Annotated in this window: 19 protein-coding genes; 13 read left to right on the forward strand and 6 right to left on the reverse strand. The window is 43.0% G+C overall.

Annotated elements, in window-relative coordinates; translation table 11 throughout:
- The 5 genes from Q8865_02285 to Q8865_02305 all read right to left on the reverse strand — a co-directional run.
- A partial coding sequence (locus Q8865_02285) for a spermidine/putrescine ABC transporter substrate-binding protein (GenBank protein MDP4152256.1) occupies positions 1-579 on the reverse strand: 579 nt, incomplete at its 3' end.
- A gap of 1 nt (position 580) precedes the next feature.
- Positions 581-1399 (reverse strand): ABC transporter permease subunit, encoded by an 819-nt coding sequence (locus Q8865_02290; protein ID MDP4152257.1) that lies wholly within the window; start codon positions 1397-1399, stop codon positions 581-583.
- Positions 1396-2232: an ABC transporter permease gene (locus Q8865_02295; protein ID MDP4152258.1), complete on the reverse strand. Its 837-nt coding sequence runs from the start codon at positions 2230-2232 to the stop codon at positions 1396-1398. The genes Q8865_02290 and Q8865_02295 overlap by 4 nt, the downstream gene beginning before the upstream one ends.
- The gene (locus tag Q8865_02300; GenBank protein MDP4152259.1) at positions 2229-3278 is read right to left on the reverse strand and encodes an ABC transporter ATP-binding protein; all 1050 of its coding nucleotides are present in this window, start codon (positions 3276-3278) and stop codon (positions 2229-2231) included. The genes Q8865_02295 and Q8865_02300 overlap by 4 nt, the downstream gene beginning before the upstream one ends.
- Positions 3279-3362: 84 nt before the next feature.
- Entirely contained in the window at positions 3363-4328 is a 966-nt protein-coding gene (locus tag Q8865_02305; protein MDP4152260.1) for an RluA family pseudouridine synthase, read from the reverse strand.
- A gap of 164 nt (positions 4329-4492) precedes the next feature.
- On the opposite strand from Q8865_02305, the gene pyrE reads away from it, so the two are divergent.
- The 13 genes from pyrE (at position 4493) to Q8865_02370 (ending at position 19455) form a co-directional block, all read left to right on the forward strand.
- Complete coding sequence (pyrE, locus tag Q8865_02310) at positions 4493-5071, forward strand: orotate phosphoribosyltransferase (protein MDP4152261.1); 579 nt, start codon at positions 4493-4495, stop codon at positions 5069-5071.
- 11 nt (positions 5072-5082) lie between these two features.
- Positions 5083-5763, forward strand: a complete 681-nt coding sequence (gene radC / locus Q8865_02315) for a DNA repair protein RadC (GenBank protein ID MDP4152262.1) — start codon at positions 5083-5085, stop codon at positions 5761-5763.
- Between the two features lie 13 nt (positions 5764-5776).
- Positions 5777-7738, forward strand: coding sequence for an excinuclease ABC subunit UvrB (uvrB, locus tag Q8865_02320; protein ID MDP4152263.1), 1962 nt, complete (start codon positions 5777-5779; stop codon positions 7736-7738).
- On the forward strand, positions 7738-10587 hold the full coding sequence (uvrA, locus tag Q8865_02325; GenBank protein ID MDP4152264.1) for an excinuclease ABC subunit UvrA: 2850 nt from the start codon (positions 7738-7740) through the stop codon (positions 10585-10587). The genes uvrB and uvrA overlap by 1 nt, the downstream gene beginning before the upstream one ends.
- 6 nt (positions 10588-10593) lie before the next feature.
- Positions 10594-11430 carry a DUF5685 family protein gene (locus tag Q8865_02330; protein MDP4152265.1) on the forward strand — a complete coding sequence of 279 codons (837 nt, stop codon included), beginning with the start codon at positions 10594-10596 and terminating at the stop codon, positions 11428-11430.
- Positions 11427-12032 (forward strand): DnaJ domain-containing protein, encoded by a 606-nt coding sequence (locus Q8865_02335; GenBank protein ID MDP4152266.1) that lies wholly within the window; start codon positions 11427-11429, stop codon positions 12030-12032. The genes Q8865_02330 and Q8865_02335 overlap by 4 nt, the downstream gene beginning before the upstream one ends.
- A gap of 1 nt (position 12033) precedes the next feature.
- A complete protein-coding gene (locus Q8865_02340) occupies positions 12034-12543 on the forward strand; it encodes a hypothetical protein (protein ID MDP4152267.1) in 510 nt (169 codons plus the stop codon).
- A 91-nt stretch (positions 12544-12634) separates the two neighbouring features.
- Positions 12635-14458, forward strand: coding sequence for a translational GTPase TypA (typA, locus tag Q8865_02345; protein MDP4152268.1), 1824 nt, complete (start codon positions 12635-12637; stop codon positions 14456-14458).
- Between the two features lie 87 nt (positions 14459-14545).
- The gene (locus tag Q8865_02350) at positions 14546-15148 is read left to right on the forward strand and encodes a hypothetical protein (protein MDP4152269.1); all 603 of its coding nucleotides are present in this window, start codon (positions 14546-14548) and stop codon (positions 15146-15148) included.
- 48 nt (positions 15149-15196) lie between these two features.
- The gene (locus Q8865_02355; protein ID MDP4152270.1) at positions 15197-15925 is read left to right on the forward strand and encodes an N-acetylmuramoyl-L-alanine amidase; all 729 of its coding nucleotides are present in this window, start codon (positions 15197-15199) and stop codon (positions 15923-15925) included.
- Positions 15926-15928: 3 nt separating this feature from the next.
- Positions 15929-17293 (forward strand): DNA repair protein RadA, encoded by a 1365-nt coding sequence (radA, locus tag Q8865_02360; GenBank protein ID MDP4152271.1) that lies wholly within the window; start codon positions 15929-15931, stop codon positions 17291-17293.
- Between the two features lie 358 nt (positions 17294-17651).
- Positions 17652-18416, forward strand: coding sequence for a hypothetical protein (locus Q8865_02365; GenBank protein MDP4152272.1), 765 nt, complete (start codon positions 17652-17654; stop codon positions 18414-18416).
- Positions 18417-18465: 49 nt separating this feature from the next.
- Entirely contained in the window at positions 18466-19455 is a 990-nt protein-coding gene (locus tag Q8865_02370) for a tyrosine recombinase XerC (GenBank protein ID MDP4152273.1), read from the forward strand.
- An 8-nt stretch (positions 19456-19463) separates the two neighbouring features.
- On the opposite strand, the gene Q8865_02375 is transcribed toward Q8865_02370, so the two are convergent.
- On the reverse strand, positions 19464-21215 hold the full coding sequence (locus tag Q8865_02375) for a M56 family metallopeptidase (protein MDP4152274.1): 1752 nt from the start codon (positions 21213-21215) through the stop codon (positions 19464-19466).
- Positions 21216-21217 lie beyond the last annotated feature (2 nt).

Genomic DNA, 21217 nt, shown 5'->3' on the forward strand with positions numbered 1-21217 from the left:
AAGCTCTTCCGGATTCTCGGTATTAAGCGAATAGCCGAGAGATAAAAGTGCAACCCCGATGGAATCACGTTCGCTGTTCATCATAAAAATCTTCTTTTTATACTTTGGATTCCAAAGTATGTCCCATGAGTCGACAGGGTCGGTCACCATTGTGTCATTATAAGCAATGCAGACGGTTCCCCACTGATAAGGTATGGAGTACGCGTTCTCCGGGTCATATGACATATTGAGGAATTTGGAGTCAATATTTTTGAAGTTCGGCACGTTGTTATAATTGATTTCGGCAAGCATGTCGTTGTCTATCATCTTTTTGATCATATAATCCGAGGGGATAGCGACATCGTATGAATACCCGCCGCTGTTTTTTATCTTTAAAAACATATCCTCGTTTGTCTCGAATGTGTCATAAACGACCTTTATGCCTGTTTCTTTTGTAAACTGCTTAAGTACATCCGGATCGATGTAATCGCCCCAGTTGTAAACCTTGACAACCTGTTTGCTGCTTCCGCAGCCGGGCAAAACCCCGATTATCATAATCGCAGTAAGTATGAGCGCAAGAATTTTTATACTCTTTTTCAATTTATCGGTTCCCTCCATTATTTAAACTTTCAGCCTTTTCCATTTTGCTGTTTCTTAAATTTATTATGATAAGCAGAGTCAAAACTGTTGCAAACATCAATGTTGAAAGGGCGTTTATTTCAGGCTTTATGCCTCTGCGCGTCATAGAATATATCGTTATCGAAAGAGTCGAAACCCCCGGACCCGTCGTGAAAAAACTTATGACAAAATCATCTATCGACAAAGTAAGCGCAAGTAAAAACCCTGAAATGATCCCTGGAAAGATCTCCGGGATTATCACCTTGTTTACAGCCTGAAAAGGCCTCATCCCAAGGTCGAGTGCCGCCTCATATGTAAACTGGTTCATCTGCCTGAGCTTAGGCATAACCGAAAGTATTACATAGGGTATGTTGAACGTTATGTGCGCAAGCAGCAGGGATTTGAAACCGAGTGTGATCCCGAAAAATGTGAAAAGAAGCAAAAGCGAAATACCCGTTACGATATCAGGGCTCAGCATAGGGATATAGGTCAAATTCATAAGCGCTGTTTTTACTATGCCTTTTCTCAGATAATAAATCCCAATCGCCGCAAATGTTCCGATCACAGTTGCAATAACCGCTGAAAACAGGGCAAGAAGCACCGTGTTCCTCAGCGAAGTCATAATGACCGAATCGTGAAAGAGGTCAGAATACCACTTAAGCGTAAATCCGCCCCATTTGTTTCGGAACTTGGAGTCGTTAAACGACGTAGCCATTAAAACGACAATCGGGGCATATAAAAATAAAAACACAAAAACAGAATATGTTCCCGCAAATATGTTAGTAAGACGGTGTTTTTTCATAAAACCATACCGTCTTCCTCGCCCTGCTTGTCAAAGCCCGAAAACAAAGCCATGAACAGCAGAACGAGTGCCATTATTATAACTGACATAGCCGACCCGAATCCCCAGTCGTCCGCCACTTTAAACTGTTTCTCAATGACATCGCCTATGAGAATGGAGTTGTTCCCGCCTAGAAGCTGAGAAATTACAAACGTAGTTACGGCAGGCATAAAAACCATGTTTATTCCGGACATCACGCCGGGAAGGGTAAGTCTGAACGTTACTTTCCAAAAAGTCCTCCACGGCGAAGCTCCGAGATCCTCCGCGGCTTCGACAAGACTGCCGTCGATCTTAGTAAGCATATTGTAAATCGGAAGAATCATAAATGGCAGGAAGTTATAAATAAGTCCGATTATTACTGCCGTATCGGTATACATGATATTGATCGGCGCAAGACCTATCGCCGTTAAAACCATGTTTATAATACCGTTTTTTTCAAGAAGCGTTGCCCATGCATATGTACGAAGCAGGAAATTCATCCACATGGGAAGGATGAAAAGCATCGAAAGAATCCCGCGAACGCCCGGCTTCAGCCTTGAAAGGATAAATGCCATCGGATAGCCTATAATCAGGCATGCTGCTGTGCTTATAAATGATATTTTAAATGATTTGAGCAGCACAACCATATACTGCGGATTTTTAAAGTCAAAAAAACGCTTAAAATGTTCTATCGTAAAAACGGTATGCATTGCGGTATGAGTGGTAAAACTGTAGTATACGATCAAAAGCAGGGGAGCCAAAAAGAAAATCATCGCATAAAAAAGGTATGGGTAGGCGAAAGCAGAGCGCTTCATACAAGCCCTCCCTTTTTCATTATATGGATGTCGTCAGGGTTTAAGAAAAGCCCTAGTTTGGTTCCTTTTTCCGCCGCAGAGGTGGAATGAATCATCCATTTAAATCCGCCCTGATCGACGATTATTTCATAATGAACGCCTTTAAAGATGACAGACTCGACTGATCCTGATATTTGCCCCTTGTCCGGCGTTGTGATTTTTAGATCCTCAGGGCGTATGACGACATCGACATTTTCGTTCTTTTTAAAATCAGTATCCACGCATTTGAATGTATTGCCTGCAAAACTGACGCTGTATGTATCGCCATAGACACCATGAAGTATATTGCTTTCGCCGATAAAATCGGCAACAAAGGGGTTTACCGGCTCATTGTAAACATCCTGCGGCGTTCCTATCTGCTGTATAACACCACCGTTCATAACAACAATAGTGTCACTCATCGTCAGCGCCTCTTCCTGGTCATGGGTGACATATACAAACGTTATGCCAAGCTGTCGCTGGATGTTTTTAAGTTCTATCTGCATTCCTTTGCGAAGCTTCAGATCCAATGCGCCGAGAGGTTCGTCCAAAAGCAGGATATTAGGTTCGTTCACAAGCGCCCGTGCAATGGCAATACGCTGCTGCTGCCCGCCCGAAAGTGAATTTACGTCTCTTTTTTCATACCCGCTGAGATTAACAATAGAAAGAATTCGACCGACCTTTTCTTTAATCTCCTGTTCCGGCTTCTTTTTTATTCGAAGTCCGAAAGCTATATTTTCATAAACATTAAGAAAAGGGAATAGTGCGTATTTTTGAAAAACAGTATTGACGTTTCTTTTATAAGGCGGCAGCTGTGTAATTTTTTGCCCGTTAAAAAAGACATCACCGGCATCAGGATAGACAAAACCACCTATAATGCGAAGCATGGTAGTTTTTCCGCAGCCTGAGGGTCCGAGCAATGTCAGAAATTCTCTGTTTTGAATTTTAAGGTTAATATTTTCTAAAACAGCCTCACCATCGAAACTTTTAGTGATGTTAACAAGCTCAATGATCGGGTTATCGTCCATTCTCTGCAATTTCTCCTTTTTACGACAACAAATCGGGGTCACTATATTAAATACAAATATAGAATTATTTATGAAAAAAGTCAATCAATTTTTGTAAATATCAGAAAATCTTTGGAAAATAGCCGGATTTTCAAGTTTAAAGCATTTATTATTCAAATAACTTAAGATTTCTCCTTCCGTCTCGAATTTGAACTCTATCTTGTATGCGCAAAGAGCCTGACTCTTGTCACCAAACGGCTTGTTGATTTCGGCAGTGCCGTATTTGGCATCCCCCAGCAAAGGATGTCCGGCGTTTGCAAACTGTGCCCTTATCTGATGGGTACGCCCCGTAACAAGATCAACCTCAACTAATGATAAATCCTCTTTTTCGCGGATAACTTGGTATTTTGTAATGCTTTCCTTTGCGCCGGGAACAGGCCTTTCATAAACATAAACACGATTTTCACGTTCGTTTTTCAAAAGAAAATTCTTAAAAGTCCCGCTTTTTTTTGAAAACAAGCCGTGCGCAATGCATACATAAGATTTTTTTATTTCACGCTTTTTTATCTTTTCGTTTAAAATCCTTAGTGATTCGGCGTTTTTAGCCGCCAGCACGAGCCCCTCCGTATTTTTGTCGATCCTGTTGCATAAAGCGGGTGTAAATGAGTTTTCCTTTTCAGGGTCAAATTCCCCTTTATGATAGAGATATGCCTTTATGTGGTTTATAAGCGTGTTAAAATCCTCTTTATCGTCCGAATGCACGATAAGCCCTTTTTTCTTGTATACAAGCAATATGTTTTCATCCTCGTAAACAACGTCAAGCATAGGTTTGACTTTCAAAAACGCATTCTCATTTTCCTTTTCTTCGAAAAACTCGTCGTTAATGTACATTTGAACAGTGTCGCCTTCATTCAGGCGGGTTGCGGCGTCAGCCCTTTTGCCGTTAACCTTGATCCGTTTAAGACGAAGATATTTGTAAACAAGCGTTAGGGGCAGCTTTTTAACAGTTTTGGTTATAAATTTGTCGAGCCTCTGGCCGGCATCGTTCTGGTTTATTGTGAATTCCTTCATATATGCTCCGTTCAGCCGTATTTCCCCGGCAATCATTACAAGATAAAAAATATCGCTTTTTTATTTTAGCACAAATTTTTGCATTTTTCGATATTGCTATTTATTAGTTTACAAATTTATTATATAATTAATCAAGTAATGCTTTTTATTGGAGGGTACAATTAATGTTAACAGAGCAAAGAGTTTTAGAAATAATGAAAGATGCCGGCGTTCTTCTTGAGGGACATTTTCTGCTTACATCCGGCAGACACAGCAATCGTTATCTCCAGTGCGCTAAGATCTTTCAGCATCCAAATTACAGTGAAGAACTGTGCGCCGCACTTGCCGAGAAATTCAAGGACGATAATATAGAGCTTGTTATCGGGCCCGCAATGGGCGCTGTCCAGATGGCTTACGAGGTAAGCCGCCAGCTTCATGTCCAGAATTTTTTCACTGAGAGAGAAGACGGCGTGATGAAGCTGCGCCGCGGCTTTCATGTGGAACCGGGAACCCGTGTGCTTGTAGTTGAAGACGTGGTAACGACCGGAGGCTCTGTTAAAGAAGTAATAGATCTTATTAAAGAGGCGGGCGGCGTTCCGGCAGGTGTCGGCGTAATCGTTGACCGCTCGGCCGGAAAAACAGATTTCGGATGCAAACTTGCTTCTGTAATATCCCTTGACGTTGAATCTTGGGAAGCAGAAAACTGCCCCGTCTGCAAAACGGGCATACCGCTCGTAAAACACGGCAGCAGAAAACTTAAATAAGGACAGATCTTATGCATGACGGTCATAGAAAGCGGCTTAAAGACAGATTTTTAAGCAGCGGACTAAAGGATTTTGAAGAGCATAACGTGCTTGAACTGCTGCTCTTCTATGCTATTCCCCGCATAGACACGAACACCACAGCTCATAGACTGATAAAAGAATTTGGCAGTCTTGCGAATGTGCTCGACGCGCCGTATGAGCTGCTATGCGAAGTTGAAGGCGTCGGTGAAAATGCGGCTACTTTTATCAAGCTGATTCCTGAAGTCTGCAAAAAGTACATTGAGAGCCGCGGCAGAGAGGTCGAAGGTCTTGAACCGATAGACTCTCCCGCAAGAATCATAAAGAACGTGCTTCCAAAGCTTATCGGCAAAAGAAGCGAAATGTTTGTACTTATGTGTCTTGATAATAAACGCAAGGTGCTTTTCTGTGATACAATTTTTGAGGGAACGGTCAATTCGACCGACATCAATATCCGTAAAATAGTTGAGACCGTCATCAGGTTCAACGCTTCCGCAGTCGCAATTGCTCATAACCACCCCGGAGGGATAGCGCTTCCCTCGGCAGAGGATATAGCGACGACACGAAAAATACAAGAAGTGCTAGACCTTATGAACGTTAAGCTAATAGATCATATCATAGTGGCTGATAACGACACTATCAGTTTCGCGGAAAGCCACTTTCTGCATTTTTAAACTGGAGGATACAATGGATTTTGAACTTGTTTCGGAATATAAGCCGTCGGGCGACCAGCCAGAGGCTATAGACGCTCTCGCAAACGGCGTTGTAAACGGCTATCCGGAACAGACGCTCTTGGGCGTTACGGGAAGCGGCAAAACCTTTACCATGGCTAATATAATACAAAAGGTTCAGCGCCCAACTCTTGTGCTTGCGCATAACAAAACGCTTGCCGCCCAGCTTTGCAGTGAGTTTCGTGAGTTTTTCCCGAACAATGCTGTCGAATATTTCGTAAGCTATTACGATTATTATCAGCCTGAGTCATATATCCCGCAGACCGACCTGTACATTGAGAAAGATTCCTCGATCAACGATGAAATAGATAAGCTGAGACACTGTGCCACCTCATCTCTGTTTGACAGACGTGATGTAATCGTAGTGTCAAGCGTATCCTGCATTTACAGTCTCGGCGATCCTGCCGAATATCAAAACCTTATCCTTGTGCTCAAAGAAGGCATGCAAAAGGGAAGGGACGAGGTAATCTGCCGTCTTGTCGATATCCAGTATGAGCGAAACGATATCAATTTTATACGCAATAAGTTCCGTGTACGTGGCGATGTGCTTGAGGTCTTTCCCGCAGGTTCGACCGATACGGTGCTGAGAATAGAGTTTTTTGGTGACGAGATCGAGCGTATAACAGAAATAAACGTTCTGACAGGCGAACTTATCGCAAGGCATAAATACGCTGAGATATTCCCGGCATCACACTATGTCGTTCAGCGTAACAAGCTCGATCAAGCAATGCGTGAAATAGAGCTAGAAATGGAAGACAGGGTCACATTTTTCAAAAGCCGTGGCAAGCTTGTCGAGGCTCAGCGTATCGAGCAGCGCACGAAATATGACCTTGAGATGCTGCGTGAAATAGGATTTTGCAGCGGCATCGAAAACTATTCCCGTATAATAAGCGGCAGGGCACCCGGCTCAACGCCCTATACGCTGCTTGATTATTTCCCTAAAGACTTTCTTCTTTTCATAGACGAATCGCATGTAACGCTTCCGCAAGTTAGAGGCATGTACGGCGGCGACCGTTCAAGAAAAGAAAACCTTGTAGAGTTTGGCTTCAGGCTTCCGTCCGCATATGACAACAGACCGCTCAACTTCGACGAGTTCATATCAAAGCTCAATCAGGTCGTATATGTCAGTGCAACGCCCGGTGAATTTGAGCGTTCACGCTCAAAACAGACGGTTGAGCAGGTAATCCGCCCAACAGGACTGTTAGACCCGGTTATTGAGGTCCGCCCGACGAAGGGACAGATCGACGACCTGCTGCACGAAATCAAAATCAGAGTCGAGAAAAAAGCCAAGGTGCTTGTCACAACGCTCACCAAAAAGATGGCAGAGGATCTGACGGCGTATATGGAGAACATCGGCATCAGGATACGCTATATGCACCATGATATAGAAACGATAGAACGAATGGAGATCGTCCGCGATTTCCGCATGGACAAGTTTGACGTTCTTGTCGGCATAAACCTTTTAAGAGAAGGGCTCGATATCCCGGAGGTTTCTCTCGTCGCTATCCTCGACGCGGATAAGGAAGGCTTTTTGAGATCGGCAACCTCACTCATTCAGACAGTAGGACGAGCCGCACGAAATTCTGAAGGTCTTGCTATAATGTACGCCGACAAAATAACCGATTCAATGGACTTCTGCATCAGCGAAACGAACCGACGCAGAGGTATACAAGAGCAGTATAATAAAGAACACGGCATAACTCCTGTGACCATATCAAAAGGCGTCAGAGATATTATAGACATCTCTTCAAAGGAAGAAACAGAAAAAGAAACAACCGGCAAATTGTCACGCAAAAAGCGTGAAGAACTTATAGAAAAGCTGACAAAAGAAATGAAACATGCGGCGACACTGCTTGAATTCGAGCACGCCGCCTATCTTCGCGATAAAATTGCAGAGCTTAAGGATGGAAAAGTTTAATGGCAAAGGAATTCATCACAATAAAAGGTGCCAAGGTGCACAATTTAAAGAATATCGACGTAAAGATCCCGCGTGACAAAATGGTGGTCGTGACCGGTCTTTCCGGTTCCGGCAAATCGTCGCTTGCGTTCGACACGATCTATGCGGAAGGTCAGCGCCGCTATGTCGAGTCTCTTTCCGCATACGCCCGCCAGTTTCTTGGTCAGATGGACAAGCCGGACGTTGAGTTTATAGACGGGCTGTCCCCAGCCATCTCGATCGATCAGAAAACAACCTCAAAAAATCCGCGCTCGACTGTTGGAACCGTGACGGAGATATTCGATTATATGCGTCTGCTTTACGCGCGCATTGGTATTCCGCACTGTCCGGTCTGCGGTAAGGAAATTACTAAGCAGACAGTAGACCAGATAGTCGATAAAGTGCTCGCTCTGCCAGAGGGCACACGTATACAGGTACTTGCTCCGGTCGTCCGCGCACGCAAGGGAGAGCATGTAAAAGTGTTCGAGGACGCGAAAAAAAGCGGCTTTGTGCGCGTCAAGGTCAACGGCATAATGTATGAGCTGACCGAATCGATTAAACTTGAGAAAAACAAAAAACATAATATCTCGATCGTTGTCGACCGTCTGGTTATAAAGCCTGAGATACGCCGCCGCCTTGCCGATTCAATCGAAACATCGACATCTCTTACAGGCGGCATAGTCACTATCGATATTATTGGCGGCGAAGAAATGCTTTTTTCACAGAATTTTGCCTGTGAAGAACATGACATAAGCATTGATGAGCTGACGCCGCGTATGTTCTCGTTCAATAATCCATTCGGCGCGTGCCCGACTTGTGGGGGGCTCGGCTCACTTTTAAAGATCGACCCAAACCTAGTGGTTCCAAACCAAAACCTGAGTTTACGTGAAGGTGCCGTAAAAGCCTCAGGATGGAACTTTATTTACGGCGGCACCATTGCCGAAATGTATTATGAGGCACTTGCAAAAGAATATAACTTCTCGCTTGACGTTCCGTATAAGGATCTGCCCGAGGAAGCAAAGAATGTTGTTCTTTACGGAACTCAGGGCAAAAAAATAAAAATGACACGAGTAAACGAGTATGGAACCGGCACTTATAACACCGATTTTGAGGGTATAGTCAATAATTTAGAGCGCCGGTTTAAAGAAACAACCAGTGATTTTATGCGTCGGGAAATTGAAAATTGCATGTCATCAAATCCCTGCCCGACCTGTGAAGGCAAGCGTCTTAAAAAAGAGAGCATTGCCGTAACTGTCGGCGGAAAAAACATAATAGACCTTACAGATATGTCAATCGTTGACGAGCTTGAGTTCATTAAATCCTTAAAGCTTACTGAAAAAGAACAGCTTATTTCAAAGCAGATAATAAAAGAACTTGTAGATCGCCTTACATTCTTAAAAAACGTGGGGCTTGACTATCTAACATTGTCACGTTCTGCGGGAACGCTTTCCGGCGGCGAAAGCCAGCGCATAAGACTTGCAACACAGATATCATCATCTTTAACAGGTGTAATATATATACTTGACGAGCCCAGTATCGGGCTTCACCAGCGCGACAATCAAAAGCTTATCGACGCTCTTAAGCGTCTTCGTGACCTCGGCAACACGCTTATCGTCGTTGAACACGATGAGGAAACAATGTTTGAATCCGACTATATAATCGACGTTGGTCCTGGCGCCGGCATCCACGGCGGTGAAATCGTCGCCGCCGGCACGGTCGAGGAAATCATGGATAATGAAAAATCAATTACAGGGCAATATCTTTCACACAGGAAAGTAATTAAAGTGCCTGAAAAGCGCCGGAAAGGGAACGGAAAATTTATAACTGTCAAGGGTGCTGTGCAGAATAACCTTAAAGACGTCACAGTCAAAATCCCGCTTGGGGTTTTCACCTGTGTTACAGGCGTTTCTGGTTCGGGCAAAAGCTCCCTTATCAACGAGGTGTTATATAGTAATCTCGCCCATATTCTCAACGGCGCACGTTACCACCATACCAACTGTGAAAGCATAGAGGGCATAAAAAACCTCGATAAGGTCATCAATATCGACCAGTCGCCGATCGGCAGAACACCTCGTTCCAATCCGGCGACATATACCGGCGTTTTCGGCGATATCCGTGAAATTTTCGCATCGGTGCCTGAGGCGAAGATGCGCGGCTATTCAAGCGGAAGGTTTTCCTTCAATATTAAAGGCGGAAGATGCGAGGCGTGTCAGGGCGACGGCATCATAAAGTATGAAATGAACTTTCTGCCCGACGTTTACGTTCCATGCGAGGTCTGCAAAGGTCACCGTTATAACCGAGAAACACTTGAGGTAAAATATAAGGGCAAAAACATCAGTGAAGTGCTGGATATGACCGTTGAAGAAGGGCTATCATTCTTTGAAAACATTCCTAAAATAAAAAGAAAGCTTCAAACATTGTATGACGTCGGCTTAGGTTATGTTAAGATCGGACAGCCTTCAACAACCTTGTCCGGCGGTGAGGCACAGCGGGTTAAGCTTGCGACTGAGCTTTCACGCCGCCCGACCGGAAAAACAATATATATACTCGATGAGCCGACAACAGGGCTTCATATGGACGATGTCCATAAACTTATCGAGGTGCTTCAGAAATTTGTCGACAGCGGCAACACAGTCGTTGTTATTGAGCATAACCTTGACATTATCAAAACTGCCGACTATCTTATCGACCTTGGCCCCGAAGGCGGGGAAAGGGGCGGTCAGATAATCGCAAAAGGTACTCCTGAAGAAGTTTCTAAAAATCCGAAATCATATACCGGCAAATATCTAAAGGCAGTCCTTGACGCAAATTACACAGCGGCAAAGGAGTGACGATTTTTGTTTGGTTATGTTACGATCTGCAAGAGCGACCTTAAGGTATGCGAGTATGAGGCATACAGGGGGATTTATTGCGGACTTTGCAAAGAACTGGGCCGGCAGTTCGGTCCTACTTCACGGTTAAATCTAAGTTACGACTTTGCATTTCTTGCGCTCGTCGGTCTTGCAGTTCAAAGCAGCGGAAGTCACATATATACCGGAAGATGCATGTTAAATCCAATGAAAAAGCGCAAATTTCTCGGCGGAGAGTCTGTCAAGTATAGCGCCTTTACAAGCGTGATCTTCACTTACAGCAAGCTTTTGGACGATCTTAACGATGAAAAAAGCTTTAAATATATAAAATCACTGCTTGCTATAATTCCGTTTTCGCTAATGCGCAGAAAAGCAAAAAAAATCTACCCCAAGCTTGATAAATACGCCTTGGATTTGACACGCAAACTAAGGGAAGATGAAAAAAACGCCGGTTTATCCCTTGACGGATATGCCGATAATTTTGCGAAAATGCTGATGACAGTTTTTGAAGAACTGCCGTCAGACGAGAAATATAAGTCCGTTCTGTCTCAGCTTGGCTATCATATCGGGCGCTGGATATACATCATCGACGCCTGCGACGATCTTGAAGATGATAAAAAGCTCGGGCGTTTCAACCCTTTAATCGGGATTGAAAACGATAAAAACGCTATCAGCACAACGCTTACCGATTCCCTTGTTCTCGCTTCCCGCGCTTATGAGCTGCTCGAACCGGGACCATATAAGGGGTTACTCGATAACATAATATATATGGGGCTTCCCATGAAACAAAAACAAATTCTTTTCGGAAAGGAAAACAAACAATGAAAGACCCGTACAGCGTGCTTGGCGTTTCCCCGTCAGCATCTGATGAAGAGATCAGAAACGCCTATCGCGAACTTGCAAAGAAGTATCACCCCGACAATTACGCAGGAAATCCTTTAGCCGATCTTGCAAACGAGAAGATGAAGGAAGTAAACGAAGCATACGACGAGATCATGAATAAACGCGCAAGCGGGGATAGGGGACAAAGCACTTACAGCGGCGGATGGCAGGGAACAGGTTCATCGAATTACCCCGATATTCGTGAAACCATAATGCGAGGTCAGGCTGATGAGGCAATAAACCGTCTTAATGCCGTTTCGGCTCGCGAGCGCGGCGCCGAATGGCATTTTCTGATGGGCAGTGCCCTTTATAAAAAGGGCTGGGTTTTTGAGGCTCGTGGTCATTTCGGCACTGCATGTTCGCTTGACCCATCAAACGCCGAATACGCCAACGCATACAACAATATATCTCAAAGCGCCGGAAATTTCGGCGGATATAGAAATTACGGCAACAATAACGATCAATTATGCAACTGCTGTGCTCAGCTTTGGTGTGCCGACTGTCTGTGTGAATCCTGCGGCGGCGACCTTATTCCATGCTGCTGATATGAAAAAGGGATTTACTGAACAGATCGCATATGGGGGCATAGTGGCGGCGCTGTCGGTTGCCGTTCTGTTCCTTTCCGCGATTATTCCGAGCGGACAGTTCGGATTTGCAGCGGCGGCAGGCTGCGCTCTTGTTTTAGTGATACTGCACAGCGGTAAAAAAACTGCTTTTTTAGTATTTATAGCAGTTTCAGTGCTGAGCCTTCTTCTTATTCCGGGCAAAGATACTGCCCTGGTTTACGTTGCGTTTTTCGGGCCATACACCTTCATAAAGAATTATATCGAGAGGCTTGGTAACCTTTTGTGGGAATGGGTCATTAAACTTGCGTTTTTCAACGCCGATATAACTATTTTATATTTTGCAGCTAAGTTTGTATTCAAAATGCCAGACGAACTGGGGCATACGCTTGCGTTATTCTTTGTTATTTATAACGTTACTTTTGTGCTGTATGACATCGCATTTTCCCGGTTAATCTCGGTAATCTCATTTAAATTAAAAAAATTTATTTAAAATAATATATTAAAAAGATACACATATACCTTTTTCTTGCCTATTTACCGTATTTGTGGTATACTGTTTTTTCGTTAAGGAGTTGACATTTTTGGATAAAGAGAATATAAGAAATATCGCAATTATTGCGCACGTTGACCACGGCAAAACTACGCTGGTGGATGCAATGTTAAAGCAGAGCGGCACTTTTAGGGAAAATGAAGTCGTTGCCGAAAGGGTCATGGATTCCAATGATCTTGAACGTGAGAGGGGCATCACGATACTTGCGAAAAACACCTCTCTTTTTTATAAAGGAATTAAGATAAACATAGTTGACACACCGGGACACGCCGATTTCGGCGGTGAGGTTGAACGCAGCCTCAGCATGGTTGACGGAGTATTGCTTCTCGTAGACGCATTCGAGGGCTGTATGCCTCAGACGCGATTTGTCTTAAAGAAAGCCCTTGATCTTCACCTTAAGCCTATTGTAGTTGTCAATAAGGTGGACAGGCCCAATGCCCGTCCATATGAGGTCGTAGATGAGGTGCTTGAGCTTCTGATCGACCTTGAGGCATCTGATGAACAGCTTGACTCCCCCGTTATTTACGCTTCCGGGCGTGACGGATGGGCAAGTCTTACGACAGACCCGACAAACGATTTGAAAGCGCTTTTTGATATGATCGTTGAGACTATCCCGTCACCGCAGGGCGATGAGGAAGGTCCGTTCCAGATGAGCGTTTCCAATATAGACTATGATGAATACACCGGAAGAATAGCTATAGGTCGTATCAACCGCGGAAAGATCTCAAATAAAGAGAACATCTCTGTCTGCCGCCAGAACGGCGATATAGATCACGGAAAAATTTCTGCGTTATACACCTATGAGGGGCTTAAAAAAGTGCCTGAGGAAGAGGCGTTCTTCGGCGACATGATTGCAATCTCCGGCGTTACTGACATAAACATCGGTGACACGATTTGTGCAAACGATTATCCCGAAGCCCTTCCGTTCATAAAAGTCGATCAGCCGGTTTTAAGCATGAACTTCAGCGTAAACAACAGCCCGTTCGCGGGCAGGGAAGGGCAGTTCGTTACTTCCCGCCACCTGCGTGACCGCTTGTTTAAAGAGCTTGAATCCAACATCAGCTTGAAGGTCGAGGAAACGGATTCAGCCGACACATACAAAGTTTCCGGCCGCGGCGAGCTTCATTTATCTGTCCTTATTGAAAATATGAGACGGCAGGGATATGAATTTCAGGTTTCAAAGCCTAATGTTATCTTAAAAGAGATAGACGGCGTTGAATGCGAACCGTATGAGCTCTTGTTTGTAGATGTTCCTGACGAGTTCACTGGTACAGTCATAGACAAGATCCTTCAGCGCAAAGGTGAAATGAAGGATATGCACGCAGTTTCCAGAGGTTATACCAGAATAAAATTTCTTATTTCGTCCCGCGCACTTATCGGTTATAGAAGCGAGCTTTTAACCGATACAAAAGGCAACGGCGTTATGAATACACTGTTTGACGGATATTATCCTGTAAAAGGCTCTGTCCCTGGCAGAAGCCGCGGCGCCCTTGTCGCATGGGAAACCGGCGAATCTGTCGTATACGGGCTTTACAACGCGCAAGAGCGCGGCGATCTCTTCATCGACGCGGGAGTAAAAGTGTACGAAGGCATGGTCGTTGGACTTAACAACAAATTAGGCGACATCGTTGTAAACGTATGCAAGAAAAAACATGTTACAAATATGCGTGCATCCGGCTCGGATGAGGCGCTTAGGCTCACTCCTCCAAGACTTATGAGTCTTGAGCGTTATCTTGAACTGCTCGATGATGATGAACTGCTGGAAGTTACCCCGGATAATCTTCGTATGCGCAAACGCATTCTTGATACGGAGCTTCGCGCAAAATACAACAGCCAGCTTAATAAAAAGGCGTAAGTAAAAATCACCGTATTAAAATGCCCTTGCAGTACAAGGTTTTTTAATGCGGTTTTTTTATAAAAAATTTAAATACGGAGATATGCTATGAACCCAACGCTGAAATTTTTATTTAAAGCTCTATGGTTTACAGTTATGGCAGCAATAATATGTCTTCTTATCGGCGCAACTTTCGGAATAATATCACAAGGCGGCATACTGAAGTGGATATTGACATTCGCTAACGCTTTAATCTATATCTCTATACATTACTCATTCGGGTGGAATCAGGGGCTTCGTGACAGAAATGAAGTCAAGTTCAATCACCAAAAAGAGAATTATTTTAAAGGATTCCTTGCCGGCGCCTTTACTTTTATCCCATCCGCAATACTCCTCATAGGTTTCTTTTTAAGCCATATCGACAATAATACCTCATCTTTCTTTAATATCGCATTAAGGACATGGCTTTACGCATTTATAGAATTTATAATATATTTTATAAACCACGGTACAAAAGTATATATCGCCCTTCTGGCGCTGATTGCGCCTCTTACGCTCGGCATCTCGTATATCCTGGGCTATAGGGAATTAAGCGTTGTCCGCGGCTTTACTGCAGGCTCTTTTAATGCTTTCAACAAACCTGTTAGAAACGATTCCGCAAAAAGTATATTAAACGAGAAAAACTTAAGAAATCTAAAAAAGAAAAAATAAAAAGCATAGCGGGCATATTTACCGAATACGATTTATTGGTGATGCCTAATGTTTTTAGTTATTAATAAAAGAACTATACTAATTACTCTTGGGGTTTTGATTTTTATTCCAATTTGCCTGCTCGGCATATCTCAATATCATAAAGATACGCCTGCGCTCGCTGACGCCAAAACCGTTATAATAGATGCAGGGCACGGCGGATTTGACGGCGGTGCTGTTGCCGACAATGGCGTTGTTGAAAAGGATATAAACCTTTCGATCGCAAAAAAACTTGAAACAATACTTTTAAAACAGGGAATTGCGGTCATAATGACAAGAAGTGACGACGTTGCGCTGGCGTCCTCCAAGGCCGAGGATACGCGCGCGCGTGTTCAATTAATGAAAACTCACCCGGAGGCTATATATGTAAGCGTCCATTGCAACAAATTCGGTCAGTCTCAGTATAAAGGTCTTCAGACTTTTTATTCACAAAATGCAAAAGAGGGGAAACTGCTGGGCGAATGCATACAGGGTGCAGTTAAAGACCTTCAGCCTGAAAATAAACGTGAATCTAAAGTTGCCGATAGGAGTATCTATATTTTAAAGCATGCCCCAATCTGTGCAACGATCGTGGAATGCGGATTTTTATCCAACAGTGAAGACCTTAAAAATCTTCAAGACCCGTTATATCAGGATAATATTGCGGATGTTATATCAAAAGGCATTAATAATTTTTATTCCCAGTTGGAAAAATCAAAACTGCCCGCAGTGCCGGAACAACCAAATATACAGGAGTAGAAAATGTCTGAAAAAACAAAAAGTGTCTTCGTCTGTTCAGAGTGTGGCTACGAATCGCTTAGATGGTATGGAAAATGTCCAGGATGCGAATCGTGGAACACTCTTACAGAAGAGATAAGAACGCCGGAAAAAGAAAAAAAAATAAAGCGTGAAACTGCCAGAGGGTCGACAATACAGCATTCAGTAAGTGTAAATGAAATAAGCTTTACAGATAATATTCGCTTTGACACAGGCTTGTCTGAGCTGAATAGGGTACTGGGCGGCGGCGCCGTAAAGGGTTCTGTTACGCTGATCGGCGGTGACCCCGGCATTGGAAAATCAACGCTGCTTCTTCAAATCTGCGAGTTTCTCGGCAATTCATGCAAAATACTGTACATATCAGGCGAAGAGTCGCTAGGTCAGCTCAAACTGCGTGCACACAGGCTGGGCGTAACGTCGGACAACCTTTTCCTACTTGCCCAGACTAATATCGAGCATATAACCGATACTATTTCAAAGGACAAGCCTGATATCGTCATCGTTGACTCGATACAGACGGTCTACAGCCCTGAAATCAGCGCGATTCCCGGCAGCATCAGCCAGATAAGAGAATGTTCCTTGAGGCTTACCGATCTTGCAAAATCGACAGATCTCACGGTATTCCTTGTCGGGCATATCAATAAAGAAGGGGCTATCGCGGGTCCTAAAGTCCTTGAACATATGGTGGATACCGTTTTATATTTTGAAGGCGATAAAAATCAAAGCTATCGCATACTGCGCTCCTCAAAAAACCGTTTCGGTTCGACAAACGAGATAGGTGTTTTTGATATGGAGACAGATGGCTTAAAAGAAGTTGTCAATCCATCACTCATGCTGCTTTCCGGCCGGCCGCAAAACGTGCCTGGCACATGCGTCGTTTCTGTGCTTGAGGGAACACGTCCAATTCTTGCTGAAATACAGGCTCTTTTAGTCCAGACGAATTACGGGATGCCTAGGCGAACCGCAACAGGTATCGATCAAAACCGTGTTTCCATGCTGCTCGCTGTGCTTGAAAAAAGGGCAGGGCTTCGCATTTCAACCTGTGATGTATTCGTTAACGTAATAGGCGGTCTTCGCCTGTTTGAGCCGTCGTCAGACCTTGCAGTCTGCCTTTCAATGGCGTCCAGCTTTTTCGACAGACCTGTTGACGACACACTGGTTTCAATCGGTGAAATCGGGCTTGCAGGTGAAGTTCGTTCCGTTTCGGGGCTCGAAAGCAGGATATCGGAAGCAACCCGACTCGGATTTAAAAGATTCATAGTTCCAAAATTCAATAAATTGCCGCCCATAGATGGGGTTGAGATTTTTCAAGTCAAAAACATCGCTGAGGCGATAGAGATTGCTTTATAAACGCAAAAAACGCCCAGACTATTGTCCAGGCGTTTTTGCTTTTCGAATAACACAACCGGTAACTCAGAATAACTCTCTGAATTCTCTAAAGAAAGTAATTTTACTTTGCAAAACTTACAATATAAAATATGCCTTCCAACCGGGTTTTGACATGTTAAACGAAATGAAAAGGACTATCAACGATCCTTTTATTTTAAACCCTTTTAGGGTGTTTGTTGGGTAATACTATAGTTGTATTACCCAGTTGGAAGGCACTTAGAAAAATTGTGACATTTAAATCAATAAACAGACAAAATCAATATATTCCTTCCGTGATTATTTTAACCTTTATTAAATTTAATATTCAGGAATATAAATTATGGAATTTATAAAAAAGCCAAACCTGCCGAAAGGGCAGGCGAGCACTGTCATCATTTCAAAAACAGCCGCAGAATTATTTGAACAGAAATTAAGAAAATTAAATATCGAAGCGCTCATTGTAGGTTCTTGCCCAGATCTTGCGGGGCCTGTAAGCGACCATCCTGATATGCAGTTACTTCATACAGGTGGCAGAACATTTGTTCTTGCTGCTAATTCGGCATTGCTTTTTGATACTCAAAAAATCGGAATGAATGCTGTATACGCTGAAAAACTCAAACATGATTATCCTGATGATATAATGCTTAATGCCGCAATTCTGGATGATAAAATGTTTTGTCTTAAAAAACATATCTCAAAAAAACTTTTCGAATTTCCGTTTAAGGTGATAAGCGTAAAACAGGGATATTCCAAATGTTCGATCTGCGTTGTTGACGAAAACTCAATAATAACAGAAGATCTGTCTATACACGAGGCAGCAATGCGTAATGGAATAGCGTCTCTGTTAATAACTAAGGGCTATGTATCAATAGATGGTTACGATTACGGTTTTATAGGCGGAGCGACGGGGAAACTGTCTGAAAATCTATTGGCGTTCACCGGAAAAATCGACAGCCATCCGGACAAGGATAAAATTTTAAACTTTATTGATGCAAGAAATATAAAGCCATTGTTTTTAACCGACAAAGATATTTTCGATGTCGGCTCGATAATCCCTGTAAAAGAATCCTTAAGGGAAGTATTGACACCTGAGCAAAATTTATAATATAATTATACAAAATAAAAATTTTGTATAATTGAGGGAAGGAAAAATAATGGACGGCTATCCTGAAATATTAAATGACTTTCTGACTCATATGGAAACCATTCGCGGCAAATCACAGAAAACCGTTGATGAATACGCTCTTGATCTTAGAATGTTTTTCAGATTCATGAAAATACATAGAAAGCTCGTTTCTGCTGACACCGAATTTTCAGACATTACGATCGACGACATCGATCTTGATTTTGTAAGAACTGTTACCTTAAGCGACATTTATTCTTACTTGAACTATCTAGGTCGCGATAAAAAAGACAAAGCCGCAACACGCGCCCGCAAGGTCGCTTCTCTTCGCTCATTTTTTAAATTTCTTACGCTAAAGACTCATCAGCTTGAAAACAACCCGACCGAGACGCTTGACGCGCCGAAACTGCGCTCATCTCTTCCTGTATATCTTTCGCTTGAGGAATCGCTTGAGCTGCTTAACACGGTTGACGGGCCTTTTAAAGAACGTGATTTTTGCATACTGATCCTATTCTTAAACTGCGGAATGCGGCTCTCAGAGCTTGTCGGGATAGATATAACTGATATCAAAGACGACACGCTCCGCGTCCTCGGCAAAGGCAATAAAGAACGTACTGTATATTTAAATGACGCATGTCTTGACGCAATATATAAATATCTTGAGATACGGCCTCGTGACGGCGTTCCGGCTGATTCAAAAAACGCTCTGTTTTTAAGCAAACGGAAAACAAGAATCAGCCCGAAAACCGTTCAGTGGCTTGTAAAAAAATACATAGAGAGCGCCGGACTTGATGGCAAGCATTATTCTACTCATAAGCTGCGCCATACCGCCGCAACGCTGATGTTCCGCGACGGCGGCGTCGATGTGCGCACACTTCAGGAAATCCTCGGTCATGCACAGCTTACTACTACACAGATCTATACGCATGTTTCAGACGAACAGCTCAAAAAAGCCGCTATGAAAAACCCGCTTTCAAAAGTAACAGGCGCTAAAATCGAAAGCAGAAAAAATAAAAAATAACAGTAATTTTAACTTATCTTCTTAGGCTCCGAAAAGCTGCCTATCCTCATTTCCCCGCCCTCTTTTATAAAATGCAACATTTGTTCATATTTGCCTTCTGGCCCAGCCGACGTCGCATATTCATAGATGATCTTTATGCCGCCGTCGCTTGCTATTAAGCTATAGTTTTCGACCCATGGGCTTGACGTGCCTGTCACCCAGCCCATATCCTCATACCACTGTTTTTTGGAACTCTTAAGGGAATTGCTTAGAAGATCATACTGCGCCCTGCCCTGACGGTCTTTGACAGCCTGTGCCCATTTTCCGGCAACCATAAACTTTGCCTCATTATCCTTTATTTTTTCGCTTGCGCCTTCTTTTATTATGACACTTTTGGCGATTTCAAGCACTGTTTTTTCGTCAGCTTTTGACGAGTCAAAACTAAGATCATAGGCAAAAGCACTATTTTCGGGTATCAGGTAAACATGAAGCTCGTCAACATATGAATCGTCCATTGCCGCCGCAGGCTTTGTTCGTCTGATAACAGTCTCAGTCGCCGGATAGCGAAGCCCGTCGAGCTTTTTTGTGCTCAGCGTTTCTGCATGATTGCCTTCAAACTGTGAAATCGGTAAAGTCGGGTCATAATTTAACACCGACAGAGAGCCTTGGTCTTCAGAGTCTTTTTTAAATGAAACTGTGCCGTCAAAAGCTGCTTCAACATTCCAACTCGCAGGTGCTGACAAGCTATATAAATCTGTGCTGTAGGCTTTAAATGAATTATTTATAGTTGTTTTTGTCTCTGCGTTATCGCCATACACAACAGACACTCCGAAAATACTTATTATAATGATAACTGCACAGAGGGCTAAAATGCCCTTTTTCTTTTTATTTATATTGAAAATATTTTTAAAACGCTCTTTCAAAATACTCTTCCCTCCATAAAAATAGGTGGATAATGCCGGACTGTGCGCGCTGTTTTTACTCACAGCCTTTAAAATCGCTTCGCTGTAACGCTTTTTATAATCGATATCAGCATTTTTGATCACTTCACTGTCGCAGACTATCTCAACGTCCCTGTCCGCTGCATAAACCATCAGATATATGAGTGGATTGAACCAGTGAAGCGCGTTTGCAAAAATCAGCGTTAGTTTATACCAGACATCCTTTCGTTTATAGTGTATGAGTTCATGCTTTAAAATCACCGGCAGATCATTGCCATCAAATTCCTGCTCCGGCAAAAGAAGAATAGGTTTAAAAAATCCTGTCATCATCGGGCTTTTAATCTTTTTGCATACCAAAACTCTTATATTTTTGGAAACCCTTGCCTCATTTTTTACTAAGCGCCATAATGAATTTATTTTTTCATCAGCGGGTTTTGAATATCTTCTGATATTTTTCAAAAATATAAAGTATCCGCCAATATGATAAATAATAAATAATACAAATCCAACCGCCCAAATAAACGAAATAGTTTTTTTAAAGTCGATTTTATTATTTGATTGCGTTTCATTTTTATCAGAGGTCAAGTATACCGCAGATTGATGATCAGCTTGACTGATCGATTCAATATAATTAGCTGGAATATTTATATTTATCGGCTTATTTTCTGTTTTTATATCAAAAGGAAAAATAAGCCTTAAAGCAATAATGAGCCACACAAAATATCTCCATTTTGCTGAATATCTCCGGTTTATAAACGGAAAAAGCAGCAGTAAAACGGCAACTATCAAAGAAGTAGATAAAGAAGTTTGAGTTATCAGCCTGAAAAATGATTCAAGCACTC

This window comes from Bacillota bacterium, assembly GCA_030705925.1.
In the GTDB taxonomy this organism is placed as follows: Bacteria; Bacillota; Clostridia; order Oscillospirales; family Feifaniaceae; genus JAUZPM01.

Coding starts and splice junctions, on each gene's coding strand:
- Q8865_02335 (MDP4152266.1), top strand. CDS start 11,427: ATGAAAGACCCGTACAGCGTGCTTGGCGTTTCCCCGTCAGCATCTGAT.
- Q8865_02295 (MDP4152258.1), bottom strand. CDS start 2,232: ATGAAGCGCTCTGCTTTCGCCTACCCATACCTTTTTTATGCGATGATT.
- Q8865_02300 (MDP4152259.1), bottom strand. CDS start 3,278: ATGGACGATAACCCGATCATTGAGCTTGTTAACATCACTAAAAGTTTC.
- Q8865_02290 (MDP4152257.1), bottom strand. CDS start 1,399: ATGAAAAAACACCGTCTTACTAACATATTTGCGGGAACATATTCTGTT.
- Q8865_02365 (MDP4152272.1), top strand. CDS start 17,652: ATGGAATTTATAAAAAAGCCAAACCTGCCGAAAGGGCAGGCGAGCACT.
- pyrE (MDP4152261.1), top strand. CDS start 4,493: ATGTTAACAGAGCAAAGAGTTTTAGAAATAATGAAAGATGCCGGCGTT.
- radA (MDP4152271.1), top strand. CDS start 15,929: ATGTCTGAAAAAACAAAAAGTGTCTTCGTCTGTTCAGAGTGTGGCTAC.
- uvrA (MDP4152264.1), top strand. CDS start 7,738: ATGGCAAAGGAATTCATCACAATAAAAGGTGCCAAGGTGCACAATTTA.
- uvrB (MDP4152263.1), top strand. CDS start 5,777: ATGGATTTTGAACTTGTTTCGGAATATAAGCCGTCGGGCGACCAGCCA.
- Q8865_02355 (MDP4152270.1), top strand. CDS start 15,197: ATGTTTTTAGTTATTAATAAAAGAACTATACTAATTACTCTTGGGGTT.
- radC (MDP4152262.1), top strand. CDS start 5,083: ATGCATGACGGTCATAGAAAGCGGCTTAAAGACAGATTTTTAAGCAGC.
- Q8865_02305 (MDP4152260.1), bottom strand. CDS start 4,328: ATGAAGGAATTCACAATAAACCAGAACGATGCCGGCCAGAGGCTCGAC.
- Q8865_02350 (MDP4152269.1), top strand. CDS start 14,546: ATGAACCCAACGCTGAAATTTTTATTTAAAGCTCTATGGTTTACAGTT.
- Q8865_02370 (MDP4152273.1), top strand. CDS start 18,466: ATGGACGGCTATCCTGAAATATTAAATGACTTTCTGACTCATATGGAA.
- Q8865_02340 (MDP4152267.1), top strand. CDS start 12,034: ATGAAAAAGGGATTTACTGAACAGATCGCATATGGGGGCATAGTGGCG.